Below are 12,775 nucleotides of genomic sequence, written 5' to 3' on the forward strand. Positions count from 1 at the left end.
ATGGCTGGAAATGAGTTTTATCAGGACCTGTTGATAGTTGAAGAGACGTAGGTCGAATTTCCGGGTGGAACCGTAACAGAGTCAGATCCAGAAGGCGGTAGTTTGATCCGGCCATATGTTCGATCCGCTGATCTTGAGCGCGCAAATATTGATGTCTCAATCGTATACCACACCCCCGACACCTGAGGCATTCCCGCCAATTCGCGTGAATAGGAGGTGGTAAACAACCTGTCCCTTCAATTTTTCTGATACGTTGATGTGGTGAATGATAATCATCGGCTTGCCTGCGATGGATTAGGACAGCGCGGCAAGAAACGCGCCCGATGAACTGGAAATGGAATATCGGCCTTTGGTTTCTCCAACCTTGTGTTCGACCTGCATCAAGTCATTCCTCGATTGATCTAGTTAGGTCGTGACTCGCTCCTGTATCAGGACCCAGCTCTTTCGCGCGCTTCAAGTGACATTGAAGCTGCCTCAAATGTGTTCCAGACGTAAGACGCAACCGGTCCAGAACTCGACTTGCGCATACGGAAGGCGAAAACCTCGATGTCAAAGCTGAGATGAGTATTGGGTAACTTGATTTCCTGCAATATGCCCTTCGCTAACTCATCGGCAATCAAGTGCTCTGGCAGGCGCCCCCAGCCAAGACCGGTTGCAAGCAATTGTTTCTTCATATGCAGATCGCTGACATACCACCGCCGCTGTCCCTTTTGGACGCCAAGCTCGCGGTCAAACAAACCCGTGGCTTGTCCGCTGTCACGCGCGATGATCTGGTGGAGCCCCCGCAGGTCGGCCAGCGTGGCGGGCGCGCCCATTGCCCCAATAAGTGAAGGAGCCGCGACATTGCGCATGAAGGACCTGTCCACCGGAATGTAATCGAAACCTTCCTCCTCAAGCATAACTTGGATTGCGGGAGCCACAGCAAGCGCGGCGGTCCCCGTTTGCACCGCCTCGATCGCACCAGACAGAACCTCAGCCCGCAGGATCACGCGCGTGTCGGGAAAGCGGGATTGCAGATCGAGCAATACTGGCGTCAGGACGTCCGGATTGGCAGCGGCATCGACGGCGATTGTAATCGTCTCTTCCTGTCCTTTCTCGAAGTGCTTGATCAAATGCGCCAAATCGTCGGCCTCGGATAGAACCCGCAAGGATTGCAGATAGACACGCCTGCCAACCGGAGTGAGTTCGAGCCGATAACCCGAGCGGTCGAACAGTTCGGTTCCGGTTTGGAACTCCAGCGCCTTCAGCGCCTGACTTATCGCAGGCTGCGTGCGGTTCAGAGTCTCGGCTGCCAGTTTCACCGTCCCCGTTTCGACCACGGCACGCAGCACCTTCAGATGATCCAGTTTCATGGATGGTCCATATATTAGTGTTTCTTATATAGAGCTGCAAAATATATAAATATCAATTCATCTTTTGAAGGTCTAATTCTGGATCAACAAAAGGAAATATCTGATGAAACAGATCACTTCACAACATGACGTCCAGCCCGATCAGGTCGGGCCTTTCACGATTGCCCGCGCCGTGCCAAATGCGGCGGTGCAATTCGTGGGGCCGATCATGTTGCTGGATCACCTGCCGCCGCGGGACATAGCGCCGGGTGAAATTCCCAATCCTGACGGGTCTTTCGCCCACCCGCATCGGGGCATCGTTACCTTTACCTATGTTCTTGAAGGCGCTCTTGCCCATGCGGACAGCACGGGCGGCCACGGCATAATCGATGCGGGCGGTGTGCAATGGATGAAAGCCGGGAACGGCATCGTGCATGACGAGATGATCCCCGCCGACCTTCGCAAGAATGGCGGCACGCTGCACAGCTTTCAGTTCTGGATCAATCTGCCTGCCAAAAATAAGGCGGAACCGGCAGAATATTTGCCTATCCCGGCGGAAGACCTGCCCGTTGTCGCGCTGCCAAGCGGGCGGGCTCACCTCAAGGTACTTCTGGGCACATATGATGGCTACACCGCGCCAATCTCGACTTTTGCGGAAGAATTCATCTGGCATGTGCGCATTGAATCGACGGGTTCAGCAAAGGTGGACCTGCCAAAAGGCTTGCACGTCGCAGGCTTCCTGCCTGTTCAAGACGCCGTTGTAAGCGGCACACAAATTTCTGCACAGCGGTCTTTTGTGTTGTCTGAAGAGGGTACCGAAATCGAAATCCTCAACCCAAGTGCGGACCCGCTTGACGTCCTGCTGTTTGGCGGCAAACCGATTGCGGACCCGGTTGCGATCCGTGGCCCTTTCGTGATGAACACCGAGGCCGAATTGACTGAGGCCTTCCGCGAATACCGTGCAGGCAATTACGGCCAGATCACCTATCCACCAGAGGTCGCCTGATACCCAAATAATCGCCGCCGCTATCAAACTCCCGTGGCGTTAGAGGCGGATCATCCGCCCAAAAGCGCCCTGAAAGGAACGCCCATCATGACCAAACGCATCGCTATCATCGGAGGTGGCTACCTCGGTGCCGAATTGGCAAAATCGCTTGACGATACTGCTGACATTACCCTGATCGAGCCACGCAGCCATTTCGTGCACGCACCCGCGATGATCCGCGCCGTTGTCGATCCTTCCCTCCTTGATCGATCCCTCATCCCCTATGACAGCTTGCTAAGAAACGGTCGGGTCGTCCGCGCCCGCGCGACTGGCATCGACAAGGGCGGCGTGACGCTGGACAATGGCCAGCGGGTCGAGGCGGATTACTTCGTGGTGGCCACCGGATCATCCAACGCAATGCCGTTCAAACCTGTGGGTGACGACATCGAAGGCCTGCGACAGGCCAATCACCGTATTCATGACCAATTGAAAGCTGCCCGCTCCATCGGCATCGTCGGCGCAGGGGCCGTTGGCACAGAACTGGCTGGTGAGATTGCGCACGCCATGCCGGATAAGAAAGTCACGCTGATTTCGGATACGGACTGTCTATTTCCCACCATGCCTGACAAGCTTGGCCAAGGGCTGGCCAAAAAACTACGCGATGCTGGCGTGAAGCTTATCCTCGGCAAAAGGGCCGAGAACCTGCAAAGCATGACCGCGCCTTACGCCGGAAGTCTGACGCTCTCTGACGGATCTGAGCACGATTTTGACCTCGTCTTCCCAGTCCTTGGCTCGCGCGCCAGTGCAGAACTGCTAGAGACTTTGTCCGATACCGAGAAAAGCACCGCGAACCGGGTCAAGGTCGATGGCTGGCTGCGCCCTTCGTCACGGCCCAATGTCTTTGCCGCCGGAGACGTGGTCGATGCTGGCGACGGCATGACCATCGTCGCCATAAGCCGACAGCTGCCGTGGCTCAAGGCGACGCTGAAAGGGCTGATCGTCGGCAAGAAACTTGAGGAAATGAGGCCCTACAAGCCATGGGGACCTAAAGCACCAATACTCCTGCCGCTTGGCCCCAAGCGCGGCAACTCTTTTCTCGGCCTATTCACTGTAGGAGACTTCCTGACGCGCAAAATGAAGGGCGAAGACCTGTTCGTGAAGAAATATAACAAACTGTTGAACCGGTCCTGAGTGGTTAAGGGAGGACAATGGGCCTGAGGAGTGCCCTATGCCGGTCGCAGGCTGCGTGAACGGGTCTTTAACGAGAGGTTAGCGTATCTAGGGTCTCTGGGAGGGTGGATTCTGGTGGGTGGGGAAGTGCAGCTGGTTAGTGCCTCTTCCCCCTTCTTCCATTACTTATCCCTATCCCCCTAGCTCTGATTTCTATACTCAGACCAATGCTAGGAAACTGGGGCATTCCCGCCGACGGGAATGTCCTGACTTCTTACTTCAATGATCTGAAAGACTTGGCTGGGGTGGTAGGATTCGAACCTACGATCTCCTGTACCAAAAACAGTTGCCCTACCACTAGGCCACACCCCATCCGTGCCGCTAGATAGTCCGAGAGAAAACGACGCGCAAGACCCCAATTTGCAAAATTCTCTATTCTTCTGATGCAGTGTCGCTCAACAGGTCGTGGCGTGACAGTTCGGCGCGTTCCTGATCAACGATTTTTTCCAACTCCTGATCCTGTGTTGCGCTGACTTCCTGCACCGGCGCGGGGCACGCGGGTGCGGCAGGTTTTGTGGAAACAGGTTTTTTATCAGCGGGTTGCAGGACGCTTGGCAGGTTTTCAATCCGGTAGCTGGGCAGGGGGGCGGCAATGCCTTCTGCGTCATAGGCCGCTTGTGTCAGGCGGATCGCTTCGGAGCGGGCAAGCGTGATATTTGTTTCGTTCTGGTTGATCCATGCCGCCATCGACAGGGTGACCCAGAAATCATCCACCGATTCCACCCAGACCGAGGCCTCGGGTTCGGGCAGGACAAAGGGCAGATCGTTCAAGACCTTGAGGGCAAGCGTGCGGGCGTGGTCAAGCTCTGCATCGGAAGCCACGCTGAGCATGAAGGTGAACCGCCGTTCGGCGTTGCGTGAATAATTGACGATGCGGCTTTTGAAGACGGTCGAATTGGGGATACGAATGTGATTGCCATCAAAGCTCAGCAAAATTGTGGCGCGTGATGTCAGGCGGATCACCTTGCCGGTGTCACCTTCGATTTCAACGGTGTCATTGGGGCGGAAGGGCTGGCGGATCGACAGCATGATCGAGGCGATAAAGTTTTCCACCGTGTCACGCACCGCAAAACCGATGGCGAGGCCAGCAATGCCCGCCGCCCCCAGAATACCGGACAGTAGGGCGGTGGCGTTCACAATATCAAGGGCAATGACCAGCCCGCCGATGACAAACACCAGCCGGGTAAGCTGGCGGTAGATATCCGCGATAAAGGCATTGGGCGAGAGGCGTTCCCAGGGCTGTTTGCGCCGCGCCAGCCAGAAGCCGAAGACCACCACCAGTGCAAAAACCGAGAGGGCCACAAGGGCAAGCGGCAGGAAGGCGATCAATTGAACCGTGCGGGCGCGGAACCGCTCCATCGCGGGGTTCAGCCGCTCCACCACATCCGAACTTCCCTGAACCGTGTTTTCGATGGCCACAACACCTTCGACCCGGCTGGCCAGTTCGTTCAGGCGGGTGGCCTTGCCGTGGTCCAATGTGGTGCCGCGCAGGGTCACGATGCCGGAAGAAACGGTCACGCTGACGTCTTCATAACCTTGCAATTCGCCAAGAATATCGCGGATCCGGTTGGCGATGGCGGCATCGGCGCTGGCATCATCATTCAGGGTGATGGTGCCGGTGGGCTGATCGGCGGTTTGGGCATGGGTGGCAAAAGGCAAAAGCAGGCAAAGCAGCAGGGCAAGAATACGCATGGCAAATCCATTGGTTTGAATGCCAAAAGGTTAGAGGGGCGTCCGGGGTTTGGCAATTGGGGGCTGTCGCCGCTTCAGACAGGCCCCCCGCGTCAGAACTGTCCCCGCTTCAGCTCAGACATCACATTTAACTAGAATCGCACCGCTGCGCCCGCCGGCCTCGACCGCCTGATGCGCCGCAATGGTCTCTTCCAGCGGATAAATCTGCTCAACCGGGCAGTTTAGCGCACCTGCGGACAATGCGGCATGCAGCTTGCCGATCATGATTTCCCGTTCGGGCAGGGGCAGCAGATAGATCAGCAGAATGTCGATGGTCACTGCCTTGAACAGCAGGGGCAGGAAAGGCAGCGTCGGTTCCATGTTTTTGGCAGAGCCATAGGCGGCAAGGCGGCCATTGGGGGCGATGACGTCGGCGTCCAGCGCGATGTTCAGGCCGAATTCCACCTCAACCACTGTCGGGATCAGCGCACCCTCATTGGCAGCAAGGATTTGTGCGGCGAGATCAGGCGCGTTGTAATCAAGGATGACATCAGCACCGGCCGTCTTCACACGGGCGTTGTCACGGGGGCTGCAGGTGGTGATCACCCGTGCGCCACCCCATTTGGCCAGTTGTACAGCCAGCAGGCCAACCGTGCCGGCCCCGCCTTGAATTAGGATGGTCTGCCCTTTGATGTCGCTGCCGCCGAAAACCGCCAGCGCAGCGGTCAAGCCGGGAATGCCAAGGATTGCGCCGGTTTCAAGGCTGACATCCTCGGGCAGGGGCACCGCCATGGCGGCGGGCAGGGTGATATGGCTGGCGGCAGTGCCGTGAGGGCGTTGCCATTGCCCGTTCCAGATCCAGACCCGCTGGCCGATGCGGGCGGGATCGACACCGGGGCCAACCGCCTCGATCACACCGGACCCGTCACTGTGGGGGATGATCTGTGCAAAGGCGGGCGTTGTCATGCCGGGACGGCCATTGCGGGATTTCACATCCGAAGGGTTCACCCCGGAAAAGGCGAGGGCAACCCGGACTTCACCGTCTTGCGGCGGCGTGTCGTCCAGGGTGCCCGACTGCAGTACATCTTTGGCGGGGCCGAGTTTGGTATAGATGATGGCGCGCATGGGGGGATCCTGTTGAGAAGTGCTGATGCCACCCTGTCGCAAAGCGCGCAGGCATGCAATTGCCCAAGGGCAATTCAGGATTCAAGTAGTGGAATCATGGAATTATAATTAATTAACAGTGTGTTAGGGTGATTTCAGAGGCGCTAGTCGCGCACTTCCCGCGCGCCAACGCCCCAGACCCGTGATTTCGGAGCCCAGCCTTTATAGCCGCCTGAGCGCAGCTCGCACCACTCCAGATCGCAATCGCCCAATCGCGCCACCACACCCAATTCAAGGGCGGCGGCAACCGGTGCGCCCGGATCAGGACGCGCGTGCAGCTGCAGCATATCCTGTTCCACCAACACGGTACGGGTGCCCGACAGCAGCGAGTAATGCACCCAACCGCCCATGCCGTCCCGATCCTCGACACGGCGCCAATGGCCATGCTCTGCGGTGATCAACAATGGCATGTCGCGGCGTTTGAACACCCAGTCGATGCGGTGGGACAGGGAGGGGCCGCGGCGCACATTGCCTTCCGCGGCCTTCATCGAAACATAGCGTGGCAAGGGCAGGTTGGTCACGGCACCAACCTCGCCTGCGGATGCAAGGGAGGGGACCAGCGGGAACGTCAGCAACAGCGCCAGAACGGCGCGCGTCAGCATGGATCGGAACATGGGTGCTGCCTGCACTTTGATTTGTTTGCTCTTTTGCCGCGCGGGGTTCTTGTGCCTTGCGCTTGCATGGGACACCATGGCGATCAGAGCAGTGAACGCCAAGGCCCAGGAGAGAGACATGTCAAAGAAACGTTTGAGTGTTGTAGTCACGCGACGGTTGCCGGATGCGGTAGAGACCCGTCTGTCAGAGTTGTTTGACGTAACATTGCGCGAGGAGGATGTGGCAATGACCCGCGCCGAGCTGACGCAGGCCTTAAAGACCGCGGATGTCCTGGTGCCTACGGTTACTGATGATATTGACGCCGCGATGATTGCGCAGGCCGGTGAGCAGTTGAAGCTGATTGCGAATTACGGCGCAGGGGTGGATCATATTGACGTCGCCACGGCCCGCCAGCGTGGTATTCTGGTCAGCAACACCCCCGGTGTGTTGACCGAAGACACGGCTGACATGACCATGGCACTGATTCTGGGGGTGACGCGGCGCATGTCTGAAGGCATGGCGATGATGCAAAAGGGTGAATGGTCCGGTTGGGCCCCGACAGCATTGCTGGGCGGACGGGTCAGCGGGCGGCGTCTGGGCATCTTAGGCATGGGCCGGATCGGTCAGGCAGTAGCGAAACGCGCGGCGGCCTTTGGCATGCAGGTGCATTATCACAACCGGCGCAGGCTGCATGAAAGCATCGAGAACAGTCTGGAGGCGACCTATTGGGAGAGCCTTGACCAGATGGTGGCGCGGATGGATGTGATCAGTGTGAACTGCCCTCATACGCCAAGCACGTTCCATTTGATGAATGCGCGGCGGTTGAAGCTGATGAAGCCGGAGGCGGTGATTGTGAACACCTCGCGCGGAGAGGTGATTGACGAGAATGCGCTGACCCGGATGCTGCGCGCCGGTGAGATCAAGGGTGCGGGGCTGGATGTCTACGAGCATGGCACAGCGGTTAATCCGCGCCTGCGTGAATTGGAAAATGTGGTGTTGTTGCCGCATATGGGCTCGGCCACCCTGGAAGGGCGGCTTGAGATGGGGGAGAAGGTGATCATCAACATCAAGACTTTTGATGATGGTCACCGGCCACCGGATCAGGTGGTGCCGTCGATGTTGTGAGCGCGGCCGCTGTTGAAAGGGGCGGGCAAGCCCGCATTTGATTTTATGAATTTTCCTCAAGGGGAAAATTTGATGAGGGCGCTGCCCTCATACTCCCGCAGGATATAGGGCCAAAAAGAGAAACAAGGAGACGTACCATGTGGAAAGTTCTGAGTGTTTTATCGGTTGTTCTTGCGAGCGCGGCAGGGGCACAGCAGGCCGCTGATGCGGTGGAGCCTGAATCGGGCGGTGCAGGTGCGTTTGAAGGCTTGCCCGAAGCGGTTGCTGCGGCATTGGCCGCGAAACAGGCCGGTGTGCCGGTTGTGGCAACGGATTGGATGGTGGCCGCGGCCAATCCACATGCGGTAAAGGCCGGTGCGGATGTTCTGGCCGCGGGAGGCACGGCGGCGGATGCTTTGGTCGCGGTGCAGGTTGTCCTGGGGTTGGTAGAGCCGCAGTCCTCAGGGCTTGGCGGCGGGGCGTTTCTGGTTTGGTATGATGCGGCCACGGGGGAGGTGACAACGCTGGACGGGCGCGAAACCGCACCTTTGGCCGTCACGCCACGTCTGTTTCAGGACGAGGCAGGTGAGCCGTTGAAGTTTTTTGATGCGGTTGTGGGCGGGCGTTCGGTCGGGACACCAGGCACGCCGGCGCTATTGGCCGAGGTGCATCAGCGTTGGGGCACGCAGGATTGGGCCACGCTTTTGCAGCCGGGCATTGATATGGCCGAGGACGGATTTACCGTGTCACCCCGATTGGCCAAGCTGGTTGCCGGTGATGCGGAAAGACTGGCAAGCTCCGCTGTGACATCAGCCTATTTTATGCCAGAGGGTGTGGCGATTGCGGCGGGGGATACCTTGACGAATGCAGCCTATGCCGAGACCCTGCGCCGCTTTGCCGCTGAGGGGGCGGGGGCGTTTTACGGTGGGCAGATCGGGCGCGATATTGTGGCAACGGTACAGGGCGCACCGGGCAATCCGGGTGTTCTGGCCGAGGTGGATCTGGCGATTTATCAGGTCAAGGAACGGCCAGCAGTCTGTGCCCCCTATCGTGCTCATGAGGTCTGTGGCATGGGACCGCCGTCTTCTGGTGCGGTGGCCGTGGGACAGATTTTGGGTGCCTTGGAAGGCCATGACCTTAGCGCGGGACCGCAGGATCTGACCGTGCGCCGGTTGATGGGGGATGCGGCGCGCCTGGCCTTTGCGGATCGCGGGCGCTATCTGGCGGATAGTGATTATGTGCCGGTGCCGGTGACAGGGTTGCTGGACCCAGCTTATCTGGCAGAGCGTGCGAAGCTGCTGGACAGCGAGATGGCGCTGGAAGAGGTGAGTGCAGAGGAGCCGGCCTGGGATCATGCGCTGCGCTGGGCGGATGACGAGAGCCTCGAATTGCCCTCGACCTCGCATATTTCCATTGTCGATAAGGCTGGCAATGTGGCCAGCATGACCACGACCATCGAAAACGGTTTCGGCAGTCGCCTGATGGTCGGAGGCTTTCTGTTGAACAATGAGCTGACGGATTTCTCGTTCCGCTCGCATAAAGACGGCGTACCGATTGCCAACCGGATTGAACCGGGCAAACGGCCACGGTCCTCCATGGCACCGACCATTGTGATGCAGGACGGCAAGCCGGTGATGGCTGTAGGTTCGCCCGGCGGATCAAGGATCATCGGCTATGTGGCACAGACCATTGTCGCGGTGATCGACTGGGGCATGGATGTGCAACAGGCGGTCAGCGTGCCCCATGCGGTGAACCGGTTTGGCGCCTATGACCTAGAGGAAGCAACCGCATCGGTGGCGCTGAGCGACGGGTTGATGGAAATGGGATATAAGGTGGGCGCACGGGGTTTGACCAGTGGTCTGCATGTGATTGCGATTGGCGATGGTTTGCAGGGTGGGGCAGATCCGCGCCGCGAAGGGATCGCCTTCGGGCAATAAGGAGAGACGACATGGCGGATGGAGACGCACAGATGCGCAATGACGACGGGATCGCCGCAGCTTTGGGCATCTTGAAACAGCAGTTTGGCGAGCGGTTCCAGACCGGTGAAGCGATGCGTGAACAGCATGGGCATACCACTACATGGATTGAGAACCAGATGCCGGACGGTGTGGTTTTTGCACAATCTACCGCCGAAGTGTCGCAGATCGTAAAGATCTGCGCCGCCCATCATGTGCCGATCATTGCCTTTGGCACGGGCACCTCGCTGGAGGGGCATGTGAATGCGCCGCTTGGCGGGGTTTCCGTTGATGTCAGCCAGATGGACAAGGTCTTGGAGGTCAACACCGGTGATCTGGATTGCCGTGTGCAACCCGGCGTTACCCGTGAGGCGCTGAACACCCATCTGCGCGATCAGGGATTGTTCTTTCCGATTGATCCGGGGGCCAATGCCTCTATCGGTGGAATGACGGCGACGCGGGCGTCGGGCACCAACGCGGTGCGCTATGGCACGATGAAGGACAATGTGATCAACGTTGAGGCCGTGATGGCCGATGGGTCGATCATCCGCACCGCGCGGCGGGCGAAAAAGACTTCTGCCGGCTATGATCTGACGCGGCTGATGGTCGGCTCCGAAGGGACGCTGGGTATCATCACGGAAATCACACTGCGTTTACAGGGCATTCCCGAGGCGATGTCAGCGGCGCGCTGTTCCTTCCCCAGTGTTGAAGCGGCGGCAAAAACCGTGATGGCGGTGATCCAATACGGGGTGCCTGTGGCGCGGATTGAGTTGCTGGACCGCGTGATGGTGGAGGCGGTGAATAGCTATTCCAAGCTGGACCTGCCGGTGTCACCGATGCTGTTGCTGGAATTTCACGGATCGGATGCGGGGGTGGCCGAACAGGCGGAGACCTTTGGCATGTTGGCTGAGGAAGAAGGCGGGACCGGGTACGCTGCCACCAAGACACTGGAGGAGCGCAACAAGCTTTGGCAGGCGCGTCATGATGCCTATTGGGCGATGCTGGCGATCCGGCCCGGCTGTGATGCGGTGGCATCTGATGTTTGCGTGCCTATTTCGCGACTGGCAGAGGCCCTGACACAGGCAGAGGCAAAAGCCGCCGAAATGGGGTTGGTGGCACCCACGGTCAGCCATGCGGGCGATGGCAATTTTCATGCCACGGTGCTGGTGGATATGGGAGATGCCGCAGAGGTCGCAAAGGCCAAAGAGTTTATTTCATGGCTCAATGACATGGCCATCGGGATGGAGGGCACCTGTACCGGCGAACATGGCATCGGGCAGGGCAAGCGGCCCTATCTGCTGCGCGAATTGGGGGCGGAGACGCTGGCCGTGATGGGGATGATCAAGAAAGCTCTGGACCCGGATAACATCATGAATCCGGGTAAGATTTTACCTGAATAGGGTGGTAGGCGCGGGGGCTTCTGCGCCTTTTGATTGACCGGACGATGCCATAGAAACATCAAAATCTTCTGGCTTTCTGCCCTTGAACAAACAGGGGCAGGCCAGATGCGTTTCTTTTTTCTCACCTTCGGGCTGATCATGACAACCGGTTCCGGTGTCGCGGGATATGACTTTGTCAAACAAAGCGCTGCATTTGCGCCGGGGGCTTTGACGCTGGAAAGCTACGCTGCGCATTTACCTGCGCGGCTGACCTCGATGGCAAAGGTCAATGCGGCCAAGGCGTCAAATGTGATCCCACAAATTCGCGAGACTTGGACCGGCAAAAGCTGGTCGGACATGAACCGCGCTGAACAAGTTGCCAATTTCACCGCCGACAGCCCTCAGTTGCGTCAGATGGTGGCCGCAGAGCAGGCAGCAACGCGGCAAGGGTTCTGGGCATCTATCCGCCAAAAATTCAGCGGCAAGGATAAAACGGCAGGCACCCGTCTGAATGACATCAAAGCCCGCACCGCCGCGCGCACTTACAAACCAACGGTGCAGCCCTCGGATCTGTCGGGGATGAGTGCGGCTGATATCTATGCCAACCGTGGTGAGATTTCGCGCAGCTTTTCGGCGATGGCGGCTGAGAATATGAACGCGACGTCCAAGGATTTCTGAGTTGGCAGGCCGCAACCACAGGATACGGGCGATCCCGCGTCAAACGATAAGGACTAAGCGATGATCAAATATGTGACATTGGCACTTGGGGTGACGATGATGGCGGGTTCCGGTCTTGTTGCGATCGCGAATGATACCCCGGGGGCTGCCAGCGACGATCCGGGCCTGAACCTGTTGTTGCGATGGGAAAACCGGGTGGCCCGTACGGCATATGATCAAACCAACAATGCAGACCCGCGCCGCGCTGCCTTGCCGCAAAAAACAGGGCAGGGGGCTTCCAAAAAGCACTATTCAAGCATGACAGGCGAAGAAGAGCTACGTGAGATTGCGAAGCATAACCCCCATGTTAAGGAATACATTGATCTTTTGGACGCCCGTCAACGGGATGCGAAATGGGCGCGTGTACGTCATAAGGTTGATGACAAAGCCGGTGCAAAGGGGCGGCTTGGTGATATCCACAATCGGCCACCGGCGGATGGGAAGGTCAGAGATGTATCGATGGAGGAATTTGACCGGATGAGCACCCTTGAACAATACCGCCACCGCAGTTCGATCAAACCCTTGCGCAGCAAGGAAAATGTTGGACAAGGCAGCGGAATCACCTGGAAAGAGAAGCGCGACTAATCTGCGCCCCGGGCCATGATGGGGGTTCGGGCCAATTTGGGCTGTGCCCTGTTACGCTCT

At 58.3% G+C, this 12,775-nt stretch carries 11 protein-coding genes and 1 tRNA gene; 7 read left to right on the top strand and 5 right to left on the bottom strand.

All coding sequences use genetic code 11. The features are described 5' to 3' along the window. Positions 1-428: 428 nt before the first annotated feature. Positions 429-1,352, bottom strand: a complete 924-nt coding sequence (locus QQL78_RS01910; RefSeq protein ID WP_284370012.1) for a LysR family transcriptional regulator — start codon at positions 1,350-1,352, stop codon at positions 429-431. A gap of 103 nt (positions 1,353-1,455) precedes the next feature. On the opposite strand from QQL78_RS01910, the gene QQL78_RS01915 reads away from it, so the two are divergent. Together QQL78_RS01915 and QQL78_RS01920 are read left to right on the top strand one after the other, a co-directional pair. After that, entirely contained in the window at positions 1,456-2,337 is an 882-nt protein-coding gene (locus tag QQL78_RS01915) for a pirin family protein (RefSeq protein WP_284370014.1), read from the top strand. Positions 2,338-2,424: 87 nt separating this feature from the next. After that, positions 2,425-3,507, top strand: a complete 1,083-nt coding sequence (locus QQL78_RS01920) for an NAD(P)/FAD-dependent oxidoreductase (protein WP_284370016.1) — start codon at positions 2,425-2,427, stop codon at positions 3,505-3,507. Between the two features lie 276 nt (positions 3,508-3,783). On the opposite strand, the gene QQL78_RS01925 is transcribed toward QQL78_RS01920, so the two are convergent. From QQL78_RS01925 to QQL78_RS01940, 4 genes are all read right to left on the bottom strand, one after another. Further along, positions 3,784-3,858 (bottom strand) — tRNA-Gln (locus QQL78_RS01925). A gap of 60 nt (positions 3,859-3,918) precedes the next feature. After that, the gene (locus tag QQL78_RS01930; RefSeq protein ID WP_284370018.1) at positions 3,919-5,238 is read right to left on the bottom strand and encodes a mechanosensitive ion channel family protein; all 1,320 of its coding nucleotides are present in this window, start codon (positions 5,236-5,238) and stop codon (positions 3,919-3,921) included. A 114-nt stretch (positions 5,239-5,352) separates the two neighbouring features. Beyond that, positions 5,353-6,342, bottom strand: a complete 990-nt coding sequence (locus QQL78_RS01935; protein ID WP_284370020.1) for an NADPH:quinone reductase — start codon at positions 6,340-6,342, stop codon at positions 5,353-5,355. 143 nt (positions 6,343-6,485) lie between these two features. Next, positions 6,486-6,995 (bottom strand): SH3 domain-containing protein, encoded by a 510-nt coding sequence (locus tag QQL78_RS01940; RefSeq protein ID WP_284370022.1) that lies wholly within the window; start codon positions 6,993-6,995, stop codon positions 6,486-6,488. A gap of 118 nt (positions 6,996-7,113) precedes the next feature. On the opposite strand from QQL78_RS01940, the gene QQL78_RS01945 reads away from it, so the two are divergent. The 5 genes from QQL78_RS01945 (at position 7,114) to QQL78_RS01965 (ending at position 12,715) form a co-directional block, all read left to right on the top strand. Continuing rightward, on the top strand, positions 7,114-8,100 hold the full coding sequence (locus tag QQL78_RS01945) for a 2-hydroxyacid dehydrogenase (protein WP_284370024.1): 987 nt from the start codon (positions 7,114-7,116) through the stop codon (positions 8,098-8,100). Between the two features lie 137 nt (positions 8,101-8,237). Continuing rightward, complete coding sequence (gene ggt / locus QQL78_RS01950) at positions 8,238-10,016, top strand: gamma-glutamyltransferase (RefSeq protein WP_284370026.1); 1,779 nt, start codon at positions 8,238-8,240, stop codon at positions 10,014-10,016. An 11-nt stretch (positions 10,017-10,027) separates the two neighbouring features. Further along, positions 10,028-11,434, top strand: coding sequence for an FAD-binding oxidoreductase (locus QQL78_RS01955; RefSeq protein ID WP_284370028.1), 1,407 nt, complete (start codon positions 10,028-10,030; stop codon positions 11,432-11,434). Positions 11,435-11,539: 105 nt separating this feature from the next. Next, a complete protein-coding gene (locus tag QQL78_RS01960) occupies positions 11,540-12,091 on the top strand; it encodes a hypothetical protein (protein WP_284370029.1) in 552 nt (183 codons plus the stop codon). Between the two features lie 60 nt (positions 12,092-12,151). After that, positions 12,152-12,715: a hypothetical protein gene (locus tag QQL78_RS01965; protein ID WP_284370031.1), complete on the top strand. Its 564-nt coding sequence runs from the start codon at positions 12,152-12,154 to the stop codon at positions 12,713-12,715. Positions 12,716-12,775 lie beyond the last annotated feature (60 nt).

The organism is Sulfitobacter pacificus (genome assembly GCF_030159975.1).
GTDB classification, from domain to species: Bacteria; Pseudomonadota; Alphaproteobacteria; order Rhodobacterales; family Rhodobacteraceae; genus Sulfitobacter; species Sulfitobacter pacificus.

Coding starts and splice junctions, on each gene's coding strand:
- QQL78_RS01910 (WP_284370012.1), bottom strand. CDS start 1,352: ATGAAACTGGATCATCTGAAGGTGCTGCGTGCCGTGGTCGAAACGGGG.
- QQL78_RS01915 (WP_284370014.1), top strand. CDS start 1,456: ATGAAACAGATCACTTCACAACATGACGTCCAGCCCGATCAGGTCGGG.
- QQL78_RS01920 (WP_284370016.1), top strand. CDS start 2,425: ATGACCAAACGCATCGCTATCATCGGAGGTGGCTACCTCGGTGCCGAA.
- QQL78_RS01930 (WP_284370018.1), bottom strand. CDS start 5,238: ATGCGTATTCTTGCCCTGCTGCTTTGCCTGCTTTTGCCTTTTGCCACC.
- QQL78_RS01935 (WP_284370020.1), bottom strand. CDS start 6,342: ATGCGCGCCATCATCTATACCAAACTCGGCCCCGCCAAAGATGTACTG.
- QQL78_RS01940 (WP_284370022.1), bottom strand. CDS start 6,995: ATGTTCCGATCCATGCTGACGCGCGCCGTTCTGGCGCTGTTGCTGACG.
- QQL78_RS01945 (WP_284370024.1), top strand. CDS start 7,114: ATGTCAAAGAAACGTTTGAGTGTTGTAGTCACGCGACGGTTGCCGGAT.
- ggt (WP_284370026.1), top strand. CDS start 8,238: ATGTGGAAAGTTCTGAGTGTTTTATCGGTTGTTCTTGCGAGCGCGGCA.
- QQL78_RS01955 (WP_284370028.1), top strand. CDS start 10,028: ATGGCGGATGGAGACGCACAGATGCGCAATGACGACGGGATCGCCGCA.
- QQL78_RS01960 (WP_284370029.1), top strand. CDS start 11,540: ATGCGTTTCTTTTTTCTCACCTTCGGGCTGATCATGACAACCGGTTCC.
- QQL78_RS01965 (WP_284370031.1), top strand. CDS start 12,152: ATGATCAAATATGTGACATTGGCACTTGGGGTGACGATGATGGCGGGT.